Source organism: Brucella sp. NBRC 12953 (assembly GCF_040369775.1).
In the GTDB taxonomy this organism is placed as follows: Bacteria; Pseudomonadota; Alphaproteobacteria; order Rhizobiales; family Rhizobiaceae; genus Brucella; species Brucella pseudogrignonensis.
The window spans coordinates 14,191-40,504 of the sequence record NZ_BAABSV010000004.1; the positions used below are offsets into that span (position 1 = coordinate 14,191).

The window sequence follows — 26,314 nt, forward strand, 5'->3', positions numbered from 1 at the left end:
AATGCCGCCTTTTAAACAACCCTATGATAGCTCTGTTAGAACTTCGACAAATCCTGATGCCGTGCCTTGATTTCACGAACTGTCTGCGAACTTGAGCGCATGACGATTGTGTGGGTCTGGATATAATCACGGGCGAACTTGACGCCAGAAAGCATATTACCATCCGTCACACCGGTTGCAGCAAAAAGCACGTCGCCCTTCGCCATCTCTTCCAGAGTATAGACCTTTTTCGGGTCGGAAATGCCCATCTTGGCCGCGCGTGCGATTTTCTCATCAGAATTAAGCTGAAGTCGGCCCTGCATCTGGCCGCCAATGCAACGCAATGCAGCAGCTGCCAGCACACCCTCCGGCGCACCACCGATACCGATATAAATATCGATGCCGGTTTCATCCGGATTGGTCGTGTGCATAACACCCGCAACGTCACCATCGCCGATCAAACGAATGGACGCACCAGTCGCACGCACTTCTTCGATCAGACGCGCGTGGCGTGGACGATCCATAATGCAGGCCGTAATTTCATGTGGCTTTACGCCCTTGGCCTTTGCAATGGCCATGATGTTGTCGGTCGGTGTTGCATCGAGATCGACAACGCCCTTCGGATAACCTGGACCAACAGCAATTTTTTCCATGTAAACATCTGGCGCATAGAGCAGATTCCCCTTCTCAGCGATGGCGATAACAGCCAGCGAGTTCGGCAGATTCTTGGCGCAAATCGTCGTACCTTCCAGGGGGTCGAGCGCGATATCGACATCAGGCCCCTGCTTGGTGCCAACTTCTTCCCCGATATAGAGCATCGGCGCTTCATCGCGTTCGCCTTCACCAATTACGACGGTACCAGCAATCGGCAGACGATTAAGCTCCTGACGCATGGCGTCAACTGCGGCCTGATCGGCAGCCATTTCATCGCCACGTCCACGAAGGCGTGCTGCAGCCACTGCCGCGCGTTCTGCCACACGAACGAGTTCGAGTGTGAGAATGCGATCCAGTCCCTGGGCTGATCCATGCGGTTGCTGCTCTGCGGTCTTGGCCATGTGAACAAAGTCCTGAATTCGAATGAGGTTGCTGCGTCGTCAGAACGACAGTGTCGTCACTTATAGCGACAATATGCAAATCTTTTGTCAAAGTCCCCTGCCGCCTGCAAGAGAATGAAGGGTAAAAAGATTTTGCACTCAAGCGCTTAATCGATTTAAGGTCACACACTTAGTTTCATGTCTTGGTCGGGCGTGAACGAACACACCCAACCATTGAGACCAGAAAGCTGAAAGCAACCAAAAGAATTTTCAGCAGATCAACCGACAGCCGCTTCGAAGAAAAACTCCGGATTATCAACTTCGACCAGCTTTTTTCTATCGATTACCCAGAAACGATTTCCAACGTTACGCACGAAACTGCGATCATGCGATACGATGAGGCTCGCTGTTTCATCGCTCAACAGTTCTGCTTCCAGCGCTTCTTGCCCATCGATATCCAGATGATTGGTCGGCTCATCGAGAATGTAGAAGTTCGGCTTGGTCAGACGCAGAACCAGCATGGCAAGCCGCGCCTTTTGTCCGCCCGAAAGCCGCGACAAAGGTTTGGTCTGCATCTCAAGCGTCATACCGGCGCCGGCAAGCAAGGATCGTGCTCGCTGGTCGCCGACATCAAAACGCTTCATGATCGTCTCAAATGGCGTCCATTTACCATTCAGCTCGGATAAAGCCTGATCACTATAGCCCAACACGAGTGACGGCGTTGCTTTGATGCCCGCAAGTGATTGTTCCGGCTGAAGGATTGCTTCACGAACCAGTGTGAGCAATCGCGTCTTACCCGTACCGTTAGCGCCGAGCAGCACAATTCTGTCACCGGGATTTACCCACAACTGCCCGGCTTTATAGAGGGGGCGACCGTCAGGAGCCGCAATCTCGGCCTGATCGATAACGATCAATGCCTTGGCATGGCTGCCCCGACCATCGAGCCTGATCTTGCCCGCAGAGCGTTCGACATGTGCTGCTTTCGCGCTTTCCTCGATTTTCTCGGCTCGCGCACGCAACTGCTTGGTTTTCACCACCAGCAAATCACTTCCCGAGTTAATGCCTATATTGTTGAGCTTTGCCGCCTGTCTGCGCAATTGCTGGACAGTCTTCATGTCCTTTTCAAACTGGCGGGCGTCAGCCGCATCTATCTCGTCAAGCGCCACACGCGCTTGGCTGTAGGGCAACGCAAAGACAAACGACTTATCCGCACGCAGGAAAAGCGTGCGTTTCGTCACCACATCAAGAAAGGCGCGGTCATGACTGCAAACAATGACGGCTACTGAACGCGGGAGCGCATCAAGCCAGTTTTCCAGCAAATGCACCTTCTCAAGGTCGAGATGGTTTGTCGGCTCGTCCAGCAATAGTACGTCAGGCTCGGACACCCATGTGCGTGCCAGAAGCGCAAGCCGCTGCCAGCCACCACTCAACTGCCGAATGGCAAGTTCACGCAATTCAGCCGGAACATTGAGATCGTCAAGCACGATATCAGCACGCCAGCTTTCATAAGCGCGTGCTTCTTCATCCAGTCCGCTGAGCACGACGTCATAGAAAGACAGATCCATCAGATTGTCAGAAACATACTGGTTGACATAACCGATTTTGAGCCCACGCGAGCGCGTGATCGTACCGCTGGTGGGCTCCCCCTCTCCGACAATCAATCGTAAAAGACTGGTCTTTCCACGACCATTGGCGGCAACGATACCAAGCCTCTCGCCATCGCCTACGACGAAATCGAGGTTTGCAAACAAGGTCTGATGGAGGCTAAGCGAAAGATTCTGAACAGATATAAGAGACACGACGATAGGCCCAATTTGGCCAAGCACTGACGAGCAGTTCTCAAACAGCTTCAATCAACATGCTTGCAAATTTGCGGCTACAGCAATTGAAGCTGAGCCTTCAGAAAAGGCAGAAAAAGACCTTTGTTTCAGTCTTAATCGGCCCTGCACAATTTAATGTTGCAGGGCAAAATCAGGGCCATACTGACGATGACGGTCGTGACGCGTCACATCCATATTACAGCCCTCCTTTTCCATATTGTCTCTAAACCGGACTATTCCGATGGGTGCTTCTTAGCAAAGTCGTTGCCGCCCTTCAAGAGTGGCAACACTATTGGATATAATCAGCCTGCGCGTTCGATACGGATCATCTGTGGCTTGTTGACCAGATGATCATCCTTGAGAATTGCTTCAAGAGCTTTCTTCACAGCGGATTCAGTCGTTTCGTGCGTAACGAGGATAACAGTCTTGATGCCATCACTTACATCGCTGTCCATCAAAGGACGTTGAACGATTGACTCAAGCGAAATGTCGTTCTCAGCCATACGCTTGGCAATTCCAGCAAATGCACCGATACGATCATAAACCGTCAGGCGAATGAAATAGCCGCCCGCATGCTTGCGCATCTTCGCACGCTTATATGGCTGCAAGGCTTTCGCAGGTGTTCCGAAAACGGGGCCATGCTGAAAGCCGGGACGACTTTTGGCAATATCTGCCAGATCGCCGATCACGGCCGAAGCCGTGGCATTACCACCGGCACCCGGACCAGAAAGCAGAAGCTCACCCAGGAGGTCAGTTTCGATTGCAACTGCATTGGTCACGCCATGGACCTGTGCAATTACTGACGAAGTTGGAACCATGGTCGGATGCACGCGCTGTTCTATACCGGTATCGGTCTTCTGCGCAACGCCGAGCAGCTTAATACGATAGCCAAGCTCGTCAGCAGCACGAATATCGGCCAGTGAAATATTGCTGATGCCTTCAAGATAAATGTCGTCGGCAGCAATCTGAGTGCCAAATGCAAGACTTGTGAGCAGCGCAAGTTTGTGCGCCGTATCGTTGCCCTCAATGTCAAAGGTCGGATCAGCTTCGGCATAACCGAGACGCTGCGCGTCTGCGAGGCAATCTTCAAACGAAATGCCCTCTTCCCACATCCGGGTGAGGATGTAGTTACAGGTGCCGTTCATGATACCGTAAACGCGCGAAACCGTGTTGCCGGTCAATGATTCACGCATCGCCTTGATGACGGGAATGCCGCCAGCAACGGCTGCTTCAAAATTGAGAAGAACGCCCTTCTCTTCGGCAATCTTGGCAAGCGCCACGCCGTGCTTTGCAAGAAGCGCCTTATTAGCAGTCACAACATGATGACCTGCACGCAATGCAGCTTCAACAGCCGTTTTGGCCGGGCCTTCATCACCACCGATCAGCTCAACGAAAACATCAATATTCGCGCTTTTGGCAAGCTCGATCGGATCGTCAAACCATTCAATGCCACGAAGATCGACACCGCGATCACGAGTTCGATCGCGTGCGCTCACCGCAGTAACAGTAACTTGCTTGCCGCACTGACGAGTGAGCATTTCGGCCTTGTCACGTAGAATACGCAACACCGAAGCACCAACGGTGCCCAGTCCGGCAACGCCGATCCGCAATGCATCACTCATTGTTCTGTCTTTCCGATTCGTTGAATTTCTATGTGGTGGGAAACAAGGGCCGACCAGAAGACGGCCCCTGCTTTGTCCGGTTAAAATCGCTTAACGGCGACCTTCAAGCGGAATGATGTTCTGCACATTCTCGTCCTTGGCGGACAGGAAGCGCTTGATGTTACGAGCAGCCTGACGGATGCGGTGTTCGTTCTCGACCAATGCGATACGAACATATTCATCACCGTGTTCGCCAAAGCCTACGCCCGGCGCAACAGCCACGTCGGCCATTTCAACCAGAAGCTTGGAGAATTCGAGCGAGCCCAGCGCACGGAAACGCTCTGGAATCGGAACCCATGCGAACATGGTTGCCGCTGGTGGCGGCACATCCCAGCCTGCACGGCCAAAGCTGTCGACCAGCACATCGCGACGCTGCTTATAGACATTCCGAACATAAGCAATGTCAGTACCGTCGCCGTTAAGTGCTGCGGTTGCTGCAACCTGAATAGGCGTGAATGCACCATAATCCAGATAGGATTTAACGCGCGTCAGTGCCGCAATCAGGCGTTCATTGCCAACTGCAAAGCCCATGCGCCAGCCCGGCATCGAAAACGTCTTCGACATCGAAGTGAACTCGACAGCAACATCCATCGCACCCGGCACTTCAAGAACCGATGGTGGCGGGTTGTTGTCGTCAAAATAGATTTCCGAATAAGCCAGATCCGACAGAATGATCAGATCGTTCTTACGCGCGAAATCGACCACATCCTTGTAGAAATCAAGGGTAGCAATATAAGCGGTCGGGTTCGACGGGAAGTTAAGAATAAGCGCGAGCGGCTTTGGAATAGAATGCTTGACCGCACGATCCAGCGCACGAATGAAATCCTCATCCGGCTTTGCAGGAATCGAACGGATCACACCGCCCGACATGATGAAGCCGAACGAATGAATCGGATAGGTTGGATCCGGGCAAAGCACGACATCGCCGGGCGCCGTGATCGCCTGCGCCATATTGGCGAAGCCTTCCTTGGAACCAAGCGTCGCAACGACCTGTGTATCCGGGTTGAGCTTCACACCAAAACGACGCGCATAATATTGTGCCTGCGCACGGCGAAGACCGGGGATGCCCTTCGACGACGAATATCGATGCGCGCGCGGGTCCTGAACAGCTTCGCAAAGCTTGTCGACGATGTTCTTTGGCGTCGGCAGATCAGGATTACCCATTCCGAGATCAATGATGTCGGCTCCAGCCGCTCGCGCCGATGCCTTCAGGCGATTTACCTGTTCAAAGACATAAGGTGGCAAGCGACGGACTTTATGAAATTCTTCCGACATGATCCTGTTCCAGAAGGGAGTTGAATGAAACGGCGCGTATGCGCCGGGTTAGGAGCTATACACCTGTTATCGAATCGGGTCGAGACTTGTTACAGTTCTGCGACGAAGCTTTTATAGAAAGAAAAGCCCGTTATTCCCCGGCTTCGATCTGCTTGAGGGTGGCGTCTGTTTCTTCCTGCGCCTGTTTGCGCAAAGCAGCGGCCTGAGCTGGTGTGAGAGCTGCATTGGAAGAACGTGTGGCCGCAAGACGCGTGCGGTCAGAATCAAGGCCGGACATCATCTGCGCCTTCTCTTCGGGCGTAATCTGTGTAGTCGCAGCTTTTGGCATTCGGCCAAAGGTCGGATAGGTATCGGTGCGCTTGGCACCTTCCTGAGGCGTACCCTGAAACTCAGGCCCACCGGCACAACCCGCGAGAAGCGCCACGGCTGTTGCTGCCAGCATGAGATTGGCAAACTTCCGTGTGCTTTTGGTCATATGTCCGGTTCCGATCCTGGTGCTCTGAAGACGCTAGTACATTACTTAGCGCGTCACAGATAGTATAGTGCGGAATGGATAGCACTAACTCGATGCATCATGTCAACAAGTGAGTTGCGATTGGCTTCATTCCGCAGCGACGCATGTATGAATGATAAATAAGTATAACCAAAAATTACAAGCAGTAATATTGTGTTATATCGCTGTAATTGAACAACCTAATAAGCGCTTTTGAAACACATAGCACTTTCAATAGTTGCGTTTGGCAGTTAAAAATCCTAAAAATTAGTTACTACTTATCACTGAGTGATTTGTATATTCACGCTTAAATGCGCCTACATATGTGGTGTAATCGCTATAAAGTGCTGAAACTCTTGGTTTATCTACCCCGGTACAAATGACCGGTTTCCGTGAGTAAAATCGCCTTCTTTAAAATTGGCGAGACTCACATGGGGGATTTGATCTCCCGAAACCAGGCGAGCACGGGCTTCCGGTTCGTCAGACTGATAAATCCCGACAAGCTGATGAAGCAGCCGGGACGTCGAGCTGGAGCAGACATTGAAATTTGCAGAACCTTCACACCGGAAGACCGGCAGATTGCTGACAAGCAGCGTAGCTTTGCTCGCACTTGTACTCGCATCCTGCACATCGACTGGCAACGGCACTTCGCCTTTACAAATGACGAACAACGCCGATGGTTCCATGATTGCTGACACTCTTCAAAGTGCTGCCGATCAGACAGTTACCGCCGAAGCAGCAGCAGACGCAGGTAAGGCTGAAACGAAAAAGGCTGATGCAACGACTGAAACGGCGAAAGCCGCTGTCGCCGAAGCAAAGTCAACTGATACAGAACAAAAGCCAGCAACAGCAGCGGCAAACGACGCGCAACCGACCCAAGACGGCTCTATTCAGGTTGCAGCTCTCGCACCACAGACGAAATCCACTTCCCTCTTTGGCATGTTTGGCAAAAAGCCAGCTGAGCCGCCTGTAAATTCAACAGCGGCGCCTGAAACAACTGAGACTGCAAAACCTGAAGAGACAAAAGAGCAGGCTGCCGCACAGGTAGCTAAGCCTACTGCGGAAGAAGCCAAACAAGCCGAAGCGCCAAAACCTGCAGAATCAGAGAAACCTACTCAAGTGACATCGCTTTTTGGCTCTGCAAAAAATGCCAATGCATATGCAGCGCCCCAGCGCCCCGCCTCAACAGCAAGCCAAGGCAGCATCGCTCGTCTCTTCACCGATGAATCAGCAAACAGCTCTGGTACGTCGCAGAACAAGAAGCTCGCAGTTATAAGGCCAGCCGGAAAATCGAAGCACGAATATAATTACACCCTCCCTGGCGTGCGTCCGAACGGCGGCTTCGAGATCAAGCATCGCAAGAGCATCTATGACGACAGCGATATCGATGCGAACGAATATGACGATTACGCATCCGTTCAGTTAGCATCGGCACCGGGGCTTGCGCGGCTCGCACCAAATGGCCTGAAGGTTCAGCGCGAAACAGTCGATGTTGCCTGCCTTAAGCCTCAGCTTGTCACTATGCTGAAGACCATGGAACGGCACTTCCGCAAACCTGTCATGGTCACTTCCGGCTATCGTAGCCCTTCCTACAACCGCAAGGTCAATGGTGCCCGCAAATCGCTTCATATGATTTGTGCAGCAGCCGACATTCAGATCGATGGTGTTTCAAAGCATGAGATCGCCCGCTATGCGCGCAACATGACAGGCCGCGGCGGTGTCGGCACCTATTGCCATACAACCTCAGTCCACGTCGATGTAGGTCCCGAACGCGACTGGAACTGGAGCTGTAAAAAGTAATCACAGCAAATCAAGCCGGACCAAAAGTCCGGCTTTTTTGTTATTTTTCATATAGTTGCCAGATTCCCCACTCCGCTTTTCCAGAAGAAAACGACAATCAGACGAGTTTTTTTTAGAAAAGTTATATTAAGGGCTTGCGAGTCAGGATCTTCCTGAATATAAGCCCACTCACACCAGCAACAGGCGCCCATCGTCTAGCGGTTAGGACAGCGCCCTTTCACGGCGCAGACAGGGGTTCGATTCCCCTTGGGCGTACCACTTGCTGGTTTTTTCTTTTCCAGAACACTATAATCCGCAGCTTGTACGTTGAAGGCCACAATGGCCGCCAACGCTTTTCGTTGTTCATGTTCTTTTTGCACAAGCCGCCCTATCTCGTTGTTTTCAAAGAATCATACGGAAAGTTCGTCCTCGAAAATTTTCTTTGATTTTTTCTAAAAAAGGACTTGCGCGTCTGAAATTTCCTGCCTATAAGCCGACCCACACCAGCAACAGGCGCCCATCGTCTAGCGGTTAGGACAGCGCCCTTTCACGGCGCAGACAGGGGTTCGATTCCCCTTGGGCGTACCACTTGCTGGTTTTGTTTTTCTCCCGAAAAGTTGATATCTAGGTAAGTGACATAGCTTCGACAGCAATGTTACGCACTGTCCGTAAAACTTGAAAATGGACAGCAAGATTATGGCTAAAACCAAAGCAATCGTACCGACCGCCCATGCCAGTCGCTATTTACAGCAGCTGTGCAAACATTGGTCTCATAAATTCACTGTTGAATTCACACCCGAGCATGGTCGAATCGATCTCGGCGAGAATCGCTTGGTACTGATGGACGCTAATCCGGAAAATCTCGTCACAACGGTCGAGGCACCTGAAGAAAACCTCTCTCAAATGGAAGACGTCGTCGCAAGCCACATCGTGCGCTTTGCGTTCCGCGAAGAACTGGTCTTCAACTGGGTGAAGGAATAGGCGCTTTGGCGCCCGTTCAGCCCTCCGATAAATTGCCCGCAAATTGCCCCGAATAGCCATCTTCACATCACATTGCGGGCTAAATCTCACACAAAATTCTCACCAACACAGAGATGATTTGGTGGTGGTGAAGATGACCAGTGAAACAAGAACAACACTGACACTGCTCAGTGCAGGCCTTATTGCAGCAATGCTGGTACTCGGCGCAGATATGAGCTGGGCGGACGTCGCCAAGGTACTGTTCTGATCCTCCTCCGCACATACTTGCAACAAAGCAATCATGAGCCTACACGGGCTCATGCTTTTCCAAACTCCCCTTGTCACCGGTCGCTTAGAGCGGCGCTATAAAAGGTTTCTCGCCGACGTCACGCTCGACGATGGGCGCTTCATCACCGCATCGGTTCCCAACACTGGCTCCATGCTCGGATTGACCGCTCCCGGCTCCCGCGTCTGGTTGAGCGTCTCAGACGCCCCTCACCGCAAATATCCACATACGTTGCAGATCGTTGAAGCAGACAACACACTGGTCGGCGTCAATACGGGACTTCCAAACAAGATTGCGGAAGAAGCCATTCTTTCCGGCATGATTCCCGATCTTAAAAACTACGGGCTTCTCAAACGCGAACAGAAATATGGCAAGAACTCGCGGATCGACATTCTACTTGATGAAGGTGAGCAACCCCGCGCCTATGTCGAAGTGAAAAATGTCCACTTCATCCGCACATCTTCCCTTGCCGAATTTCCCGATACTGTCACCGCGCGCGGTGCAAAACATCTTGATGAACTTGTTGATGTCGTATCCGCTGGATATCGGGGCGTGATGGTGTTTATTATCCAGCGAAGCGATTGCAACAGATTCAGCATCTCAGGCGATCTTGATCCGGCTTATGCCCGCGCATTTGAACGCGCACGAGCGGCCGGGGTTGAGGCTTGGGCCATTCGATGCCAAATAACAGAAAATGGCATCACTGCTGAAACTTTGGTGCCCATAGAATACTGAGCGCATCCCGAAATGTTTAAAACGGTTTTCGGGCAGCGCATGCGTAAGAGTAAATGATTAGAGCGCCGGTCTGATGAAAACGGATTTAAAAGCGCTTGAGAAAGACGGATCGAAATGGTGACTTATATCGAAGCGACGAGCGCGCCGATGAAATATACTGGGCAGATCAGGCTCTATGGCCCTGATGCCTTTGAAGGTATGCGCAAGGTCTGTAACCTCACCGCTCGTTGCCTTGATGCATTGAATGACATTGTAAAGCCGGGCGTCACGACCAATGAAATCGACCGCTTTGTGTTCGAGTTCGGCATGGATAACGGCGCCTTCCCTGCGACACTTAATTATCGCGGTTATACAAAATCGACCTGTACCTCAATCAATCACGTTGTTTGCCACGGTATTCCGGACGATAAGCCTCTACGTGAAGGCGACATCGTCAATATCGACGTCACCTATCTGCTCGATGGCTGGCACGGCGATTCCAGCCGCATGTATGCGGTAGGTGAAATCAAGCGTGCGGCGGAGCGTCTGCTGGAAGTTACCTATGAGAGCCTGCTGCGCGGCATTGCTGCGGTAAAACCCGGTGCAAAAACCGGTGCAATTGGCGAAGCTATACAAACCTATGCTGAAGGAGAGCGCTGCTCTGTAGTGCGCGATTTTTGCGGCCACGGCGTTGGTCAGCTTTTCCATGATGCACCGAACATTCTGCATTATGGCACTGTAAACGAAGGCGTCGAAATCAAGGAAGGCATGATCTTCACGATCGAGCCAATGATCAATCTGGGCAAGCCGGGCGTGAAAGTGCTGTCGGATGGTTGGACGGCAGTTACACGCGACCGTTCGCTGACGGCACAATACGAACACACTGTCGGCGTTACTAAAGATGGCTGTGAAATATTCACACTGTCACCAAAGAATGTTTTTGGCCCGCCATCCATGCGGTAAGCGTAATTCAATATTGTCTGTCTGTTTCTGCGGGGGTTTAAACAGAATGGCACCGAAAGATAAAAAAACGGGGAGTTTAGACCTCCCCGGATTCAATGAAGGCATTCAGATCGGTCTGCGGCTCGAAAAGCCGCACCATTTGGGCCACCGTGACAGGCTTCGCCAGCGCTTCAAGGCGGCATCAGATGCGCTCGCGGACTATGAATTGCTCGAACTTCTTCTGTTCCGCGTTATTCCGCGGGCCGACACCAAACCGATCGCAAAGTCTTTGCTTACCCGTTTTGGCTCTCTCGCCGAAGTTCTTGGTGCACCCGAAAAACTTATTGCCGAAACGCCGGGCGTTGGCCCTTCCATAGCGCTTGAACTCAAAATAGTTGAGGCAATAGCCAAACGTTCCGCACGTAGCATGGTGATGGAGCGCGAAGTGCTAGGCTCATGGAGCCAAGTAATCGCATACTGCACGACCGCAATGGCCTATGAAACGCGAGAGCAGTTCCGCGTGCTTTTCCTCGACAAGAAAAATCGCCTCATCGCAGACGAAGTGCAGCAACAGGGAACGGTCGATCACACGCCAGTCTATCCGCGCGAGGTCGTACGACGAGCACTGGAGCTTTCTGCAACCGCGATAATCGTCGTTCACAATCATCCGTCTGGCGATCCGACACCATCTCGGGCTGACATCGACATGACGAAACTTCTGATCGATGCGGCCAAAGCTTTGAGTATCTCGGTCCACGACCACATCATTATCGGCAAGCACGGCCATATTAGTATGCGAGGCCTGAAACTGATTTAGAGCGCATCCCTAAAAATGCGAAGCGGCTTTCGGAAAAAGATGCGCGTAGAAACAAATGAACAGTACATTTCCAATAACTCAATCAAAACTGGAAATGCTCTATTCTCGGACCTGTGAATGGTTACCATTCATTAAGCATAGGAACGGAAACGCGGGCTTACCTCTACAAATTAGCTCGAATTTTCTTAAATTTAGACACAATCACAAGCGACGAAGCGAATAGTTCAAGGGGCTTCAAATCCGCCCCTGTCATAAGAGTTAAAGTATATTTCTCGTCAGCGTTTTCGACGGGAAAACTGGAGTAAAAAATGTTGAAGCGTTTTTACATCGCCGCGGCGTTCGGTGCCGCAATCGTTGCCTTTGCTGGCCCGTCCTTTGCTGCCGACATGATGGGCGGCGCGGATTACACATACAACGAGCCGATTGCATCCGGTCCTCATGACTGGTCGGGCAACTACGTCGGCGCACAGATCGGCGCTTCGTCGTCCCGCGTTCCTGGCCCATTCACGAACCGTACTGGCTTCCTTGGTGGCGCGGTTGTCGGCAAAAATATGCAGAGCGGTAACGTTGTTTTCGGTGGTGAGCTCGAGGGTAACTTCGCAGAAGCTGAACATCGTATCGGCAATGGCGGCAGCCTCCAACAGTCTTGGAATGCAAATGCCAAGGGCAAAGTCGGCTATGCTTTCGACAAAACATTGGTTTACGGCACTGCTGGCTATGGCGTAACGAAATTCAAGGCCAAGGATGCAACCACGTCCGCTCCAGGCTGGGAAGGCGGAGCACTGATCGGCGCAGGCGTTGAACAGGCACTTTCCGGTCCAATTTCCATCAAGGCTGAATATGACTTCCAGCGCTTCAACGATGTGAAGTCGAAGGTAAATGGCGTTAGCCAGACGAACAACTTGAAGAATCATTCGATCAAGGCCGGTGTAAACTACCGCTTCTGATTCTTGACGAAGGACACTTCAGTCCAATTTCGCATAAGCTCATTCTGCTTTTGCACAAAAGGCTGCGCTTACCGGCGCAGCCTTTTCTTTTGCACAATTTCTCAGGCTGGAAAGGTTGCAGCGGTTATCGTGCAACCCCTCATGCCACTTGACTTCGCTAGCTCCCAACTTCTTATATATCAACGGTTCGAGTGGGGCGCTCATCACCAGTAATTCTCAAGTGAATTCCGGTAGCGTTGAATCCCTATTGGGAACCGGCTTTCAATTGGGTGGCGAGACATATCTTCGCCGTTCAGCTAGGAATGGAAAATGCAGCGCGTTTTTGACGGACATAATGATGTCCTTCTGCGTCTTTGGGAAAACCAGCGCAATGGTGGCGACCCAATCAAGGAATTCATCGACGGCACGTCGATTGGCCACATAGATCGCCCCCGCTCACTGAAGGGCGGTCTGGCTGGCGGTATCTGCGCCATCTACATCCCATCTGGCCACCATATCAAACTGGGTAAGCCAGATCAGAACGGACATTACGAAACGCCGCTTTCGCCTCCACTGGAACGCGCCCCATCGCTTGACATCGCTCTTGAATTTGCTTCGCTGGCACTCCGCCTCGAAGAAGCTGGTGGCTGGAAACTTTGCCGCAACGGCAAAGAATTAGACGAGGCACTGACGAGCGACACATTCGCGGCAGTTCTTCATATGGAAGGCTGCGAAGCCATTGACGCCGATCTGGCAGCACTAGACGTCTTTTACGCCGCAGGACTGCGCTCGCTCGGCCCGGTCTGGAGCCGAAACAATATTTTCGCGCATGGCGTACCCTTTGCATTCCCTATGAGCCCTGACACAGGTCCAGGCCTGACAGAAGCCGGTGAACGTCTGGTCAAGGAATGCAATCGGAAAGGCATCCTCATCGACCTCGCGCACATCACCGAAAAAGGATTTTGGGATGTGGCAAAGCTGAGCGATCAGCCGCTTATTGCCAGCCATTCCAATGCACATACTCTCACCCCTGTCGCACGCAATCTGACAGATCGTCAGCTTGATGCGATCCGTGACAGTAAAGGCCTTGCCGGTCTCAACTACGCAACCACCATGCTGCGCAGCGATGGCATCGAGAATGCAAATACACCGCTTTCAGATATGGTACGCCACGTAGATTACATGGTTAAGCGCATGGGCATCGATTGCGTAGCGCTCGGTTCTGACTACGACGGCGCAACCATTCCAAACGAAATCGGTGATGCAGCAGGTACGCAAAATCTCGTCACGGCGCTGCGGGAAGCAGGTTATAGTGAAGATGAACTCGCAAAGCTTTGCCGCGACAACTGGATAAGAGTGCTTAAACAGGCTTGGCACGAAGCAGCCTGATCGCTCGATAACAAAATCCCAAAACAAAATGACAGAAAGGGAACTAAAATGATGCATTTCGGACGTTTTCGTATTCTTGCAGCCGGTGCAGCTCTTGCTGCAGTTATGGCTGCAAATCCGGCATTGTCGGCAACGCCGGCCGATACACTTGTTCAGGCTTGGGCTATCGATGACACCATCACGCTCGATCCGGCTGAATCCTTCGAGCTTTCGCCTGCAGAATTCATCGGCAACGCCTATGACATGCTGGTTCGTCTCGACATCAACGACACATCGAAAGTTGTGCCGGGCGTGGCAGAAAGCTGGACCATCTCGGATGACGGCCTCACCTACACGTTCAAGATGAAGCCGGGCATCAAGTTCGCTTCCGGCAACCCGCTGACCGCAAAGGACGTGGCTTATTCGTTCGAACGCGCTGTTCGTCTCGACAAGAGCCCGGCGTTCATTCTGACCCAGTTCGGTCTCAATGGTGAAAACGTCACGGAAAATGCCAAGGCGGTTGACGACGCCACCTTCGTTCTGAAGGTCGACAAGGCTTATGCTCCAAGCTTCGTACTGAACTGCCTCACCGCTACCATAGGCGCGGTTGTAGATCAGAAGCTGCTTGAAGAGCATTCTGTAAAGGTCACTCCGACTGACGATTATAAGTACGAAACCGACTATGCCGCAGCATGGCTCAAGACCGGCTATGCAGGTTCGGGTCCATTCAAGATCCGTGACTGGCGCGCCAATGAAGTTGTCGTTCTGGAACGCAACGACAATTACTATGGCGAAAAGCCGAAGCTCGCCCGCGTCTTCTATCGTCACGTCAAGGAAAGCGCCACGCAGCGTCTGATGCTTGAATCGGGTGACGTCGATGTCGCGCGCAATCTTGAGCCGGGCGATCTGGAAGCAGTTCAGAAAAACAAGGATCTGGCCGTCGCCAGTGCTCCAAAGGGTACCGTTTATTATATCTCGCTCAACCAGAAAAATCCGAACCTGGCTAAGCCAGAAGTTCGCGAAGCCTTCAAATATCTGGTTGATTACGATGCAATCGGCGCTACTCTCATCAAGGGCATCGGCGAAGTTCGCCAGACCTATCAGGCAAAGGGTGTTCTCGGCGCTCTTGACGCTGCCCCCTACAAGCTCGACGTTGAAAAGGCGAAGGAACTGCTCGAAAAAGCTGGTCTCAAGGACGGTCTTTCGATCACCTTCGACGTTCGCAACACACAGCCTGTGACCGGCATTGCCGAATCCTTCCAGCAGTCCGCCGCCAAGGCTGGCGTCAAGATCGAGATCATTCCGGGCGACGGTAAGCAGACGCTTACCAAGTATCGCGCGCGTAACCACGATCTTTACATCGGCCAGTGGGGCATGGACTATTGGGATCCAAACTCCAATGCTGAAGCCTTCACGTCCAACCCGGACAATGGCGACGATGCTTCCAACAAGACGCTCGCATGGCGTAATGCATGGGACATTCCTGCACTGACCGAGGAAACCAAGGCTGCACTTCTGGAACGCGACAACGACAAGCGCGCCGCAATCTATCAGAAGCTTCAGCAGGAAGCTCTTGATCAGAGCCCATTCGTGATGCTGTTCCAGCAGACCGAAGTTGCCGGCGTTCGTGGCGGTGTGAAGGGCTACAAGCTCGGCCCGACATTCGACTCGAACTTCCTCGCACCGATCAGCAAAGACTGATCTGAAGAACGGTCAGACAATTGAGCACGACAACAACTGTAACGAAAAAGAGGGGCGCCCGACGGCGCTCCTCTTCCATCGCTAAAGCGATTGCCAGCTTTCTGGTCATCGTTATAACCACTTATCTCGGCCTTTTGGCCGTCACGTTTTTCATCGGCCGCGTTGTGCCGATTGATCCGGTTCTCGCCATTGTCGGCGACCGCGCACCCGCACATGTGGTCGAGCGCGTGCGTCAGGAGATGGGCTTCAACCTCCCCTATTACCAGCAGTTCTACCTTTATGTGAAAGGTGTCCTGCAAGGCGATTTCGGCACATCGGTACTGACCACAAATCCGGTCATGACTGATATTCGCCGCGTATTCCCCGCAACGATGGAACTCGCAACCATTGGAACGATCATCGGCGCCCTGCTCGGAATTCCGCTCGGTGTTCTAGCAGCCGTCAAGCGCGGCAGCATCATTGACCAGATCGTACGCGTGATCGGCCTTGTCGGCTATTCTGTGCCAATCTTCTGGCTCGGTATGCTCGCACTTCTGATCTTCTATGCGCGTCTCGGATGGACGTCTGGCCCCGGACGCATCGATATCACGTTCGAATACACCTTCACACCGATCACTGGCTTTTACCTTGTCGACGCCATCATCCAGCGCGATTGGGAAGCACTTCGCAACATCGTTTCGCATCTCATTCTGCCGTCGGCTCTGCTAGGCTATTTCAGCTTGGCCTATATCAGCCGCATGACGCGTTCTTTCATGCTCAACGAGCTTGAACAGGAATATATCGTTGCAGCGCGCGCGAAAGGTATTTCGGAAACCCGCATCATATGGGGCCATGCTCTTCGCAATGCCGCTGTGCCACTCGTGACGGTGATTGCGCTTTCCTATGCAGGTTTGCTTGAAGGTTCAGTTTTGACCGAAACGATCTTCTCGTGGCCAGGTCTTGGTCTTTACATCACCAACTCGCTTCAAAATGCTGACATGAATGCCGTCCTCGGTGGTACAATTATCATTGGGTCGGTCTTTATCGCGCTCAACCTCGTATCCGATCTGCTGTATCGGCTTCTCGATCCAAGGACGCGCGCACGATGAGCCAAATGACAGAAACATCCAATCTTTCGTGGCGCGACTGGCTGCTCTCCGAGCGCCCGCAATCGCGTATGCAGGCACGCCTCGGCCGTTCTTACATGGTCTGGCGCCGCTTTACGGCCAATAAGCTGGCCGTTCTCGGCCTGCTCATCATCATTGCATTGCTGCTCGTTGCAGCCTTTGCCAATGTATTGGCCCCGCATTCGCCTTATACTGGCGACTTGGCCAATGCCCGTCTGCTACCTCCGGGCACACCAGGCTATCTGCTCGGCACCGATGATCAGGGGCGCGATATTCTCTCGCGTCTGATCTATGGCTCACGCCTGACACTTTACGTCGTCTTGCTGGTTGCCGTCATTGCTGCACCTATCGGCCTTCTCGTTGGTACAGTTGCAGGTTACGCCGGTGGCTGGGTCGATGCTGTTCTCATGCGCATCACCGATATTTTCCTTGCTTTCCCGAAGCTCATTCTGGCACTCGCCTTTGTCGCAGCTTTGGGACCGGGCATTGAAAACGCCATCATCGCAATCGCTATCACCTCATGGCCGCCCTACGCGCGTATTGCACGCGCTGAAACCCTGACCATTCGCAACTCGGATTATATTTCCGCCGTGCGTCTGATGGGCGCGTCACCTTTCCGCATCATTCTGCGCCATGTGATGCCGCTCTGCACATCTTCGCTGATTGTACGAGTAACGCTTGATATGGCTGGCATCATTCTGACGGCAGCGGGCCTTGGCTTCCTTGGCCTAGGTGCACAGCCACCATTGCCTGAATGGGGCGCAATGATTGCGTCTGGCCGTCGCTTCATTCTCGACCAGTGGTGGGTGGCAGCAATGCCGGGTATTGCGATTCTCGTCGTCAGCCTTGGCTTCAACTTCCTTGGCGATGGCCTGCGTGATGCACTCGATCCGCGGGGTAACAACCAATGAAGCCACTTCTGACAGTTGAAGACCTCCGCGTCACCTTCCCTACCCGCACAGGCGCGATTGAAGCAGTACGTGGCGTAAGCTTTACGCTTGGTCGCGAGCGTCTCGGGATCGTTGGTGAATCCGGGTCCGGCAAATCGCAGACCGGACGCGCGATCATGGGGCTTACCCCACCACACGCGAAGATCACCGCCAAGAAGCTTGAATTTGACGGCATCGATCTTCTCAATGCGTCACCTCGTGAACGTCGCGCCTTGCGCGGCGGCCGGGTTGCCATGGTGTTGCAGGACCCGAAATATTCGCTCAATCCTGTCATGACTATCGGCAAGCAAATCGCGGAAACGTTGAAAGCACATGGCAAGTTTTCGAGTTCGGAAATCCGCACTCGTTCAATTGCCATGCTGGAAGCCGTACAAATCAGAGATGCTGAACGCGTGATGAAACTCTATCCGCACGAGGTTTCGGGCGGCATGGGACAGCGCGTCATGATCGCTATGATGCTGGTCGCGGAACCGGAAATGCTGATCGCAGATGAGCCAACCTCTGCACTTGATGTGACAGTTCAGCTCGAAGTGCTTGGCATTCTCGACAAGCTCGTGGCAGAGCGCGGCATGGGCCTCATCTTCGTGAGCCACGATTTGCGTCTCGTATCGTCCTTCTGCGACCGCGTCATTGTCATGTATGCTGGTAAGATCGTTGAGGAACTTGCAGCAAGTGATCTTGCAAACGCGAAACACCCTTATACGCAAGGATTGCTGAACTGCATGCCCAAACTCGGAGCTGATCGCCATCCGCTACCCACCTTGCAGCGTGAGGAGGCATGGCGTCTATGAGCACCGCACCAGCTCTCAGCGTCGACAAGATCGACGTATTTTTCGACGAATTCCACGCGCTCAAATCGGTCAGCATCGATGTCGCACGCGGGGAATCTTATGGACTGGTGGGCGAGTCCGGCTCCGGTAAATCCACGCTTCTGCGTGCAGTAGCCGGGCTTGCACCTGTCGACGACGGTGAAATCCGTATTGACGGAAAGCCACTTAAGACACCGCGCGACAAAGCGTTCTACCGCAATGTTCAGATGGTGTTTCAGGACCCTTACGGCTCTCTGCATCCACGTCAGACGGTCGATCGCCTGCTGCTTGAACCGCTTGCAGTGCATGGCATAGGTGATACAGAAAAGCGCATCGTTCGCGCGCTTGATGAGGTGGGCCTGGGTTCAGGCTTCCGTTTCCGCTATCCGCACCAGCTATCGGGCGGTCAGCGTCAGCGTATCGCCATTGCACGCGCACTCATCATCGAGCCAAGTATTTTGCTTCTCGACGAACCTACATCTGCGCTCGATGCCTCCGTACAGGCTGAGGTGCTCAACCTGCTCGAACAAGTGCGGCGCGACCGTAAGCTGACATTCGTTATGGTCAGCCATGATCTCGCAGTCGTTACGCATATGTGTGATCGGTTGGCCGTTATGCGCAACGGTGAAGTTGTCGAGCAGCTTGAAGCCGGTGATCTTGTCAGCGGCAATATCAATGCTGACTATACAAAGAACCTGATGACGGCCAGTGAAGGCTTCAGGCGCTAAAAACAAGGGGACCAAAAGGTCCCCTTTTTCAATAGCCATTCTGAAAAGCGTGAAACGCGCGTCGGATAAAACCGGCTTACAGCTGTTCCAGTTAAGAATGAATCGTTGGGAACGCTGTAAATCAATGCACGGTTGGTACTTTAGTCGTCTGCACCGCGGCGTGCACTGTCGCCATCCAAACCACGGCGCCAATAGGCAACGATTAGCTGCTTATCCTTTGGAATATTCCGTTCTTTACGCATATAGGTGCGGATGGACCTGAATGCGTTGAATTCACATCCCGCCCACACATAGATGCTCTCTTCGCCCTCTGGGAGTTCAACGGCGCGTACAGCATCCTGCAGAAGCGTCGTGGTTCCAGCTTCAGCGCCTTTGCGGTGTAGCCACTGCAGATCAACGTCAGCACGCGATTGAATGGCCTGTTCTTCCGCATCACTGTCGATTTCAATGCGTACGACAGCTTTGGCACCTTCTGGAAGACGCTCCAGAATCCGCCCGATTGCCGGCAGAGCCGTTTCATCACCCGCCAGCAAATACCAGTTCGCATCGGCAGCAGCATCACCACCGCCAGGCCCTGTCATGCCAACAATATCGCCCGGCTTGGCGCTTATAGCCCAACCGGAACCCGGCGCGTCGCAATCGTCACCATGAACAACCATGTCGATATCAACCCAGCCAGCTTGAGCATCAATCTGGCGGATCGTGTAAACACGGGTCGCGAGCTTGGCTTCGCCTTCCGGCCAGACGGGGCGACCGTCTTCACCCGACACAGGCCATTGCGGAGTAGCGAGATCTTTTGGTGGGAACAACAGACGGATATGCAGACCCGTATGGGCAAAGCGCGCAAGTTCGTTCCCCTTCAGGCGGACACGGCGCATGTGCGGCGTAACATTGCTGACGGCAACTACCTGCATTTCGCGGAAGTAAGGCAGAGGCAGACCGGCCGCGCCGTCACCTTCCCAGATGATCCGAGGCTTCGGGCTGCCCTTTTCAAGAAATTCCATCACATGTTCAACGATGGAGTATTTCATATAGGCTAGGCCAGTTTCGTCGCGGCTTTTCACATCGACCGATACTGCGTCCTTGTCCCACTGAACATCAGCCTGTCCGAAGCTTAACACAAGTCGCGCACTGTTTTCCTGCCGCTCTACATCAGCATGTTCGACAAAATGATCGAGAACTTGATCAAGAATACGAGATGGATTGTTGACGGTGAAACGTGTGCTGGCGTTCAGGCTCAATTCGGACATGCCTGTTCTCCTCATCATGGAATGTGAGCCAGCCATACCCGAATTTAACATGAGGGTTCAAGTCATCATTTAACTTTGATGCCGCAATAAATTGTGACGGGCAGTGCCTGACGCCATGCATCAAAGGAACCAAGCGCCCCTGCTTGCGCAACCTGCAACCGGGTCAGTTCACCGCCATATCGCTGCTGCCAGTTGAAAAGCTGCATTTCGCTTTGCAATGTGACAGCATTGGCAACCAAGCGCCCGCCGGGCTTTAGGGCTTTCCAGCAAGCTTCGATCACGCCCGCATCTGTAACACCACCACCAATGAAAATCGCATCCGGTGCTTCGAGACCATCAAGTGCATCCGGCGCTTCACCTTTCATAAGCTGCAGACCGGGCACGCCCAGAGCATGCGCGTTGCGCTCAATGATCGCTTGCCGCGTTTCATCGGCTTCGATTGCGATAGCCCGACAAGAAGGGTGAACCCGCATCCATTCAATGCCAATCGAGCCACAACCAGCACCTACATCCCATAAAAGCTCATGCGGCAGCGGCTGCAACCTTGACAGTGTCACTGCACGTATATCGCGCTTTGTCAGCTGCCCGTCATTTTCAAAAGCATGGTCTGGCAATCCACTGACTGGCGAAAAGACAGTCGCATCTGGCGCCGCGATGCATTCAATGGCCAAAACATTGAGATCGGCACAGTTTTCATGTGACCAGCTATCAGCACTGCCACTGATAGATTTTTCCTTTGGACCGCCAAGATGCTCAAGCACTGTCAGGCGGCTTTGGCCAAAGCCCTTGGCCTTGAGGAGAGCAGCAGCTTTCGCAGGCGTCGTACCGTCATTACTCAATATGAGGATCCTCTCGCCCGGCAGGATATGTGGTGCCAGCAATTCAAACGGACGACCATGCACGCTGACTATGCGCACCTCTTGCAAAGGCCACGCCATACGGCTTGCGGCAACCGACAATGACGATGGAAACGGGATGATCTGCATATCCTGTGTTGAGAAATGACGGCTCAGCGATGCACCCATGCCAAAGAACATCGGATCACCGCTAGCCAGCACCACAACTTGCCTGCCGCGTTGGGCTTCAATCATTGGAAATGCATTATCGAACGGTGACGGCCATGAAATCTGCTCGGCTTCAACGTCAGGATTGAGCAAGGCCAGATGCCGCTTGCCGCCGAAAATCACATCGGCACGGTCGAGTACGTCGCGAGCGTTCTTTCCAAGACCCGCCAGCCCGTCCTCACCAATACCGATAACCGTCAGCCAGCAGCTCATAAGCATTGCTCCTTTTCTTTGTTCGTATGGCGGTGCAGTAGCAAGTGCAAGCGCGAAGGCGTATAAGACCAATATGTTGAGCCAGCAAAACAGCCAAACCATTGCTATCAGACCCGACCGGCGTAGTGTCTGTCCGGGGCTTTCGCGCATGGTGATGAGCAAGGATGGCGCAATCGCCCGCATCAAGCTCCGGCTCGGAAGGCTTAGCTCGGCACAGGCTCAAGCCATCGCAGATATCGCCGAGCGATTTAAAACGGGCGCGATTGAATTGTCGATTCGCTCCAATATCCAGCTTCGCGGCATTCATCCCGACGTCTGGCCGGATGTCATTAGCGCGCTTCATGAGGCAGGGCTTGGTGCAGAAAACGTGGCGGCTGATGATGTTCGCAATGTCATGGTAAGCCCCACTGCTGGTATTGACCCCAACCAAATCAGTGATGTGACCGGGTTAGCGGCTAAGCTGCTTTCCGTTTTGCAGGACAACGAAACTTATCACGCGCTGTCGCCCAAATTCTCGCTCCAGATCGATGGTGGCGAAGATTGTGCTATGGTTTCTCATCCCGGCGACATCTGGCTTTCAGCAATTGAAGGTGGCAAGGCCTATGCTTTTGGACTGGCTTCCTCGCCTGACAAACAGGCGCTTGGCACAATTTCAAACGAACACGCCCTGCCTTTTATAGAGGCTCTGCTACAGCATTTCCTTGGCGCGAGCCAAAAAGGCATTGCCCGCATGAAGCACCTCTTCGAGGTGATGCCGGTCGCAGAGTTTCTGCAAACACTTCCATTCGCATTTGATGCATCAGCAAGCTGGCAGCGCAAAGCACCCATCGCTCACGCGCATCTTGGCTTACATCGCCAGCTCGACGGCAACTTCTATGTCGGTGCCATGCCGCTGCTTGGTCGCCTGACACCGCAGCAACTGCGTGGACTTACAAAGCTTGCAAACGAAGAACTGCATCTCACCCCATGGCAAGGCATTCTCATCCCACATATTGCGGAAGCTGAAGGCAAGAGCATCATCAACCAGCTAGATGCCCTTGGCTTCTGCACCGATCCTACCTCGCCTGCCGCCCGTCTTCGGGCCTGTTCCGGTTCCAAAGGCTGTGCCTCTGCTCTCGCAGATACACAGGCAGACAGTGAAAAGCTTGCGCGTAAGCTACGCAGCGACACTACACAGATTCACATCACGGGCTGCACCAAATCCTGCGCAGCTCTTTCTCCCTTGCCGCACACGCTTCTCGCCCGCTCCCCAATGCATTACGACCTATTTTTGCAAGACAAAGCTGGACCAGCACGCTTCGGACGGCTATTTGCGTCAAACATCACCATTGATGAGGCAGCAAAGCTGCTGAACAAATAGCAAAAGCGGACGCCATGACAGATTACATCCGCGACGGGCAGGCCATTTATGACCGCTCCTTCGCCATCATCCGCGCCGAAGCCGATCTGAGCCGCATACCTGCGGATCTCGAAAAGCTCGCCGTGCGCGTGGCTCACGCATCTGGCATGGTCGATATCGTTGAAGACATCGTCTTCTCAGATGGCGCAGGACAGGCCGGACGTGATGCTTTGCTCAAAGGAGCACCAATCCTCTGCGATGCGCGCATGGTTGCAGAAGGCATTACCCGTTCGCGACTGCCAGCCAATAATAATGTTATCTGCACACTGAACGATCCATCGGTTCCGGATTTGGCGAAAAAGATCGGCAATACACGCTCTGCCGCAGCCCTCGACCTTTGGCTTCCACACCTTGAAGGCAGCATCGTTGCTATCGGCAACGCGCCAACCGCCCTCTTCCGCCTGTTTGAAATGCTTGACAATGGCGCGCCCAAACCTGCCCTTATCATTGGTATGCCGGTCGGCTTCGTCGGTGCTGCCGAATCCAAGGACGAGCTGGCTGAGAACAGCCGTGGCGTCCCTTTTGTGATCGTGCGCGGACGTCGTGGCGGTAGCGCTATGACTGCTGCTGCCGTCAATGCACTTGCTTCGGAGCGCGAATAATGGCCCTCAAAGGCAAGCTCTATGGTCTGGGTGTCGGCCCCGGCGACCCCGAACTCATCACACTCAAAGCGCTGCGATTGCTCAAATCCGCTCCTGTGGTCGCCTACCACGCAGCCAGGGGCAAAAAGGGCAACGCACTGACGATCGTCGAAACCTATCTGTCTTCAGAACAGACTTTGGTTCCGCTCATCTATCCGGTAACAACGGAAAAACTGCCCGATCACATGGATTATGAGCAAATCGTCAGCGATTTCTATGCCGAGATCACAACAACGATTGCCAGCTATCTCGATGCGGGCCGCGACGTGGCCGTGATCGCGGAAGGTGATCCGTTCTTCTATGGCTCGTTCATGTATATCCATGACCGACTGGCCGAAAAATATGAAACGGAAGTCGTGCCTGGCGTTTGCTCTGTTCTGGGCGCTGCTGCCGTGCTCGGCGCCCCCTTGGTCTACCGCAACCAGACCCTGTCGATCCTTTCGGGCGTCATGAGCGCAGAAGAACTCAAAGCACGTCTCGTTGATACTGAGGCCGCAGCCATCATGAAACTCGGGAAAAATCTCGACAAGGTGCGCGATGTGCTGAACGAGCTTGGGCTGATGGATCGTGCGCTCTATATCGAGCGTGCAACCATGCAAAACCAGCGTATTGCGCCATTGACCGAGGTAAGTGGTAGCGATTGCCCTTATTTCTCGATCATTCTCGTTCCGGGCAGAAAATGGAACGGCGCATGAAGCCTGCAATTCTGATCTTGAGTGAAGCTGCAATTTCCACGGCGCGGAAAGTGCAATCAGCACTTGGAAATGCGGAAGTGCTGGGACTGGAATACCGAGTTCAAAGCGCCGACAAAAGCTTTGCTCATTTTGGCGAAATAATCCGCGCACTTTATGAAGAAGGCCGACCTGTGATCGCCTTGTGCGCTTCAGGCATCATCATCCGCGCCCTTGCACCCCTTCTGCAAAACAAGCGCATCGAACCACCAGTTCTGGCCGTTGCTGAAGATGGCAGTGCGGTCGTGCCATTGCTTGGCGGTCTATCGGGTGTCAACGATCTGGCGCGAACAATCGCTCATGCATTGGAAGTCGCGCCCGCGATCACCACGACTGGTGAGTTGCGCTTTGGCATCAACCTTCTTCATCCTCCGGCGGAACTGACACTCGCCAATCAGGACAACGCCAAGACGTTCATGTCCGACCTCCTTGCAGGTCAAACACTACAAATCAAAGGCAATTCTCGCTGGCTCACCGCATCAAAGCTGCCATTTGCCGACGATGGACAGCTCACAATCAGCATCACGCCCGAAAGTCGCACGCCACGGGCAAATGAGCTGATCTATCATCCGCGAACAATTGCCATCGCTATCGAAAAGCCGACCGAAGAACTGGCAAGCCTCATCGGGAAAGCCTTTGACGATGCCGGCCTGTCTATAGACTCACTTGCTTTGCTTTTGGCTCACGAGAAAGATTGTGCATCACCGCATATCCATCGGGCAGCAAAAGTATTGGAAGCACCATTGCGCTTTGTTGCAGGTGATGCCGATCTTACAGCCGCCTCGGTCGAAAACCCTGTTCAACACATAGCGACTGAAAACCTGACGCTGGCTGTTGCGGCAGCACCTGCCGATGTTCTTTTTATTGGTTGCAAGCGCGGTAAGCTCACGGTTATTGGGCTTGGCCCCGGTACCCGTGATCTAATGACCCCAGCAGTGCAGCGTGATCTCGAACAGGCCGAAGACGTACTCGGCTATGAAACCTATGTTCGCATGGCAGGACCCTTCCGCGACGATCAGATAATTCACATGACCGACAATCGCGAAGAAATGCAGCGCGCACGCCATGCGTTTGAACTTGCAGCTTCAGGCCGTGACGTCGTGATGGTGTCTTCCGGCGATCCGGGCGTATTTGCAATGGCTGCAGCGGTTGTTGAGGCACTGCATGAATCATCTGATGTTGCTTGGCACGGCGTTGAACTGGTTATCCAGCCCGGCATTTCGGCGGCGATGGCAGCAGCGTCCCGCATCGGTGCGCCGCTTGGGCACGATTTCTGCATCATCTCGCTTTCGGACAATCTCAAGCCCTGGGATGTGATTGAGAAGCGTCTCGCACTGGCAGCTCAAGCCGATCTCGCCATGGCTTTCTATAATCCGATTTCCAAAGCCCGCCCGCATCAGCTTGGTCGAGCGCTGGAAATCCTCCGGCAGTATCGCGATGCTGAAACGCCAGTCGTGCTTGGTCGCGATATTGGCAGGCCTGCGGAAACAACTCGCGTTGTTTCGCTCGGGCAACTCACACCTGACGATGTCGACATGCGCACTGTGGTGATTGTCGGCTCATCGCACACTGCCCGCTTTCCACGCGCGGAAGGTGGAGAGTGGGTTTACACGCCGCGCTGGTATAGCGAAAAGCCGGACAAATGAAAAACAAAAAGGCAGGGAAATC

General features: G+C 53.4%; 23 protein-coding genes and 2 tRNA genes. 18 read left to right on the plus strand and 7 right to left on the minus strand.

Annotated elements, in window-relative coordinates:
• Positions 1 to 35: 35 nt before the first annotated feature.
• The 5 genes from glpX to ABWV94_RS10405 all read right to left on the minus strand — a co-directional run bounded on the left by glpX (position 36) and on the right by ABWV94_RS10405 (position 6,244).
• Positions 36 to 1,034 (minus strand): class II fructose-bisphosphatase, encoded by a 999-nt coding sequence (gene glpX / locus ABWV94_RS10385; RefSeq protein ID WP_007875494.1) that lies wholly within the window; start codon positions 1,032 to 1,034, stop codon positions 36 to 38.
• Positions 1,035 to 1,291: 257 nt separating this feature from the next.
• Positions 1,292 to 2,812 carry an ABC-F family ATP-binding cassette domain-containing protein gene (locus ABWV94_RS10390; RefSeq protein WP_113498135.1) on the minus strand — a complete coding sequence of 507 codons (1,521 nt, stop codon included), beginning with the start codon at positions 2,810 to 2,812 and terminating at the stop codon, positions 1,292 to 1,294.
• A gap of 323 nt (positions 2,813 to 3,135) precedes the next feature.
• A complete protein-coding gene (locus ABWV94_RS10395) occupies positions 3,136 to 4,455 on the minus strand; it encodes a homoserine dehydrogenase (RefSeq protein WP_113498107.1) in 1,320 nt (439 codons plus the stop codon).
• Positions 4,456 to 4,545: 90 nt separating this feature from the next.
• Entirely contained in the window at positions 4,546 to 5,769 is a 1,224-nt protein-coding gene (locus ABWV94_RS10400; protein ID WP_007875500.1) for an LL-diaminopimelate aminotransferase, read from the minus strand.
• A gap of 130 nt (positions 5,770 to 5,899) precedes the next feature.
• Complete coding sequence (locus ABWV94_RS10405; RefSeq protein WP_007875502.1) at positions 5,900 to 6,244, minus strand: hypothetical protein; 345 nt, start codon at positions 6,242 to 6,244, stop codon at positions 5,900 to 5,902.
• A gap of 558 nt (positions 6,245 to 6,802) precedes the next feature.
• Here ABWV94_RS10405 and ABWV94_RS10410 point away from each other — a divergent pair.
• The 14 genes from ABWV94_RS10410 to ABWV94_RS10475 all read left to right on the plus strand — a co-directional run bounded on the left by ABWV94_RS10410 (position 6,803) and on the right by ABWV94_RS10475 (position 19,348).
• Positions 6,803 to 8,062 (plus strand): D-Ala-D-Ala carboxypeptidase family metallohydrolase, encoded by a 1,260-nt coding sequence (locus ABWV94_RS10410; RefSeq protein WP_113498104.1) that lies wholly within the window; start codon positions 6,803 to 6,805, stop codon positions 8,060 to 8,062.
• Between the two features lie 183 nt (positions 8,063 to 8,245).
• Positions 8,246 to 8,320, plus strand: a tRNA-Glu gene (locus ABWV94_RS10415).
• Positions 8,321 to 8,554: 234 nt separating this feature from the next.
• Positions 8,555 to 8,629: transfer RNA gene (locus tag ABWV94_RS10420), tRNA-Glu, on the plus strand.
• A 108-nt stretch (positions 8,630 to 8,737) separates the two neighbouring features.
• Positions 8,738 to 9,022, plus strand: a complete 285-nt coding sequence (locus tag ABWV94_RS10425) for a DUF2218 domain-containing protein (RefSeq protein ID WP_079212001.1) — start codon at positions 8,738 to 8,740, stop codon at positions 9,020 to 9,022.
• 298 nt (positions 9,023 to 9,320) lie between these two features.
• On the plus strand, positions 9,321 to 10,022 hold the full coding sequence (gene sfsA / locus ABWV94_RS10430) for a DNA/RNA nuclease SfsA (protein WP_079212002.1): 702 nt from the start codon (positions 9,321 to 9,323) through the stop codon (positions 10,020 to 10,022).
• Positions 10,023 to 10,136: 114 nt separating this feature from the next.
• On the plus strand, positions 10,137 to 10,964 hold the full coding sequence (map, locus tag ABWV94_RS10435; RefSeq protein ID WP_064320740.1) for a type I methionyl aminopeptidase: 828 nt from the start codon (positions 10,137 to 10,139) through the stop codon (positions 10,962 to 10,964).
• A 46-nt stretch (positions 10,965 to 11,010) separates the two neighbouring features.
• Positions 11,011 to 11,760 carry a RadC family protein gene (radC, locus tag ABWV94_RS10440; RefSeq protein WP_079212003.1) on the plus strand — a complete coding sequence of 250 codons (750 nt, stop codon included), beginning with the start codon at positions 11,011 to 11,013 and terminating at the stop codon, positions 11,758 to 11,760.
• 308 nt (positions 11,761 to 12,068) lie between these two features.
• The gene (locus tag ABWV94_RS10445; RefSeq protein ID WP_113498098.1) at positions 12,069 to 12,707 is read left to right on the plus strand and encodes an outer membrane protein; all 639 of its coding nucleotides are present in this window, start codon (positions 12,069 to 12,071) and stop codon (positions 12,705 to 12,707) included.
• Between the two features lie 309 nt (positions 12,708 to 13,016).
• Positions 13,017 to 14,075 (plus strand): dipeptidase, encoded by a 1,059-nt coding sequence (locus ABWV94_RS10450; protein ID WP_112812453.1) that lies wholly within the window; start codon positions 13,017 to 13,019, stop codon positions 14,073 to 14,075.
• 48 nt (positions 14,076 to 14,123) lie between these two features.
• Positions 14,124 to 15,755: an ABC transporter substrate-binding protein gene (locus tag ABWV94_RS10455; protein ID WP_113498095.1), complete on the plus strand. Its 1,632-nt coding sequence runs from the start codon at positions 14,124 to 14,126 to the stop codon at positions 15,753 to 15,755.
• A 20-nt stretch (positions 15,756 to 15,775) separates the two neighbouring features.
• Positions 15,776 to 16,843 carry an ABC transporter permease gene (locus tag ABWV94_RS10460; RefSeq protein ID WP_007875525.1) on the plus strand — a complete coding sequence of 356 codons (1,068 nt, stop codon included), beginning with the start codon at positions 15,776 to 15,778 and terminating at the stop codon, positions 16,841 to 16,843.
• On the plus strand, positions 16,840 to 17,772 hold the full coding sequence (locus tag ABWV94_RS10465; protein ID WP_007875527.1) for an ABC transporter permease: 933 nt from the start codon (positions 16,840 to 16,842) through the stop codon (positions 17,770 to 17,772). Before ABWV94_RS10460 ends, ABWV94_RS10465 begins: the two co-directional genes overlap by 4 nt.
• Positions 17,769 to 18,602 carry an ABC transporter ATP-binding protein gene (locus ABWV94_RS10470; RefSeq protein ID WP_007875530.1) on the plus strand — a complete coding sequence of 278 codons (834 nt, stop codon included), beginning with the start codon at positions 17,769 to 17,771 and terminating at the stop codon, positions 18,600 to 18,602. The genes ABWV94_RS10465 and ABWV94_RS10470 overlap by 4 nt, the downstream gene beginning before the upstream one ends.
• Positions 18,599 to 19,348, plus strand: coding sequence for an ABC transporter ATP-binding protein (locus ABWV94_RS10475; protein WP_113498093.1), 750 nt, complete (start codon positions 18,599 to 18,601; stop codon positions 19,346 to 19,348). Before ABWV94_RS10470 ends, ABWV94_RS10475 begins: the two co-directional genes overlap by 4 nt.
• Before the next feature lie 140 nt (positions 19,349 to 19,488).
• On the opposite strand, the gene ABWV94_RS10480 is transcribed toward ABWV94_RS10475, so the two are convergent.
• Together ABWV94_RS10480 and cbiE are read right to left on the minus strand one after the other, a co-directional pair.
• Positions 19,489 to 20,598: a siderophore-interacting protein gene (locus ABWV94_RS10480; RefSeq protein ID WP_079212007.1), complete on the minus strand. Its 1,110-nt coding sequence runs from the start codon at positions 20,596 to 20,598 to the stop codon at positions 19,489 to 19,491.
• Positions 20,599 to 20,663: 65 nt separating this feature from the next.
• Positions 20,664 to 21,875 (minus strand): precorrin-6y C5,15-methyltransferase (decarboxylating) subunit CbiE, encoded by a 1,212-nt coding sequence (cbiE, locus tag ABWV94_RS10485; RefSeq protein WP_113498091.1) that lies wholly within the window; start codon positions 21,873 to 21,875, stop codon positions 20,664 to 20,666.
• A gap of 73 nt (positions 21,876 to 21,948) precedes the next feature.
• On the opposite strand from cbiE, the gene cobG reads away from it, so the two are divergent.
• Genes cobG through cobJ form a run of 4 tightly spaced genes read left to right on the plus strand, consistent with a single transcriptional unit; the run spans position 21,949 to position 26,292 of the window.
• Positions 21,949 to 23,235 carry a precorrin-3B synthase gene (cobG, locus tag ABWV94_RS10490; protein WP_113498089.1) on the plus strand — a complete coding sequence of 429 codons (1,287 nt, stop codon included), beginning with the start codon at positions 21,949 to 21,951 and terminating at the stop codon, positions 23,233 to 23,235.
• A 14-nt stretch (positions 23,236 to 23,249) separates the two neighbouring features.
• Positions 23,250 to 23,876, plus strand: coding sequence for a precorrin-8X methylmutase (locus tag ABWV94_RS10495; protein WP_007875539.1), 627 nt, complete (start codon positions 23,250 to 23,252; stop codon positions 23,874 to 23,876).
• Positions 23,876 to 24,610 (plus strand): precorrin-2 C(20)-methyltransferase, encoded by a 735-nt coding sequence (locus ABWV94_RS10500; RefSeq protein ID WP_113498087.1) that lies wholly within the window; start codon positions 23,876 to 23,878, stop codon positions 24,608 to 24,610. The genes ABWV94_RS10495 and ABWV94_RS10500 overlap by 1 nt, the downstream gene beginning before the upstream one ends.
• Entirely contained in the window at positions 24,607 to 26,292 is a 1,686-nt protein-coding gene (gene cobJ / locus ABWV94_RS10505) for a precorrin-3B C(17)-methyltransferase (protein ID WP_353413577.1), read from the plus strand. Before ABWV94_RS10500 ends, cobJ begins: the two co-directional genes overlap by 4 nt.
• Positions 26,293 to 26,314: the final 22 nt, after the last annotated feature.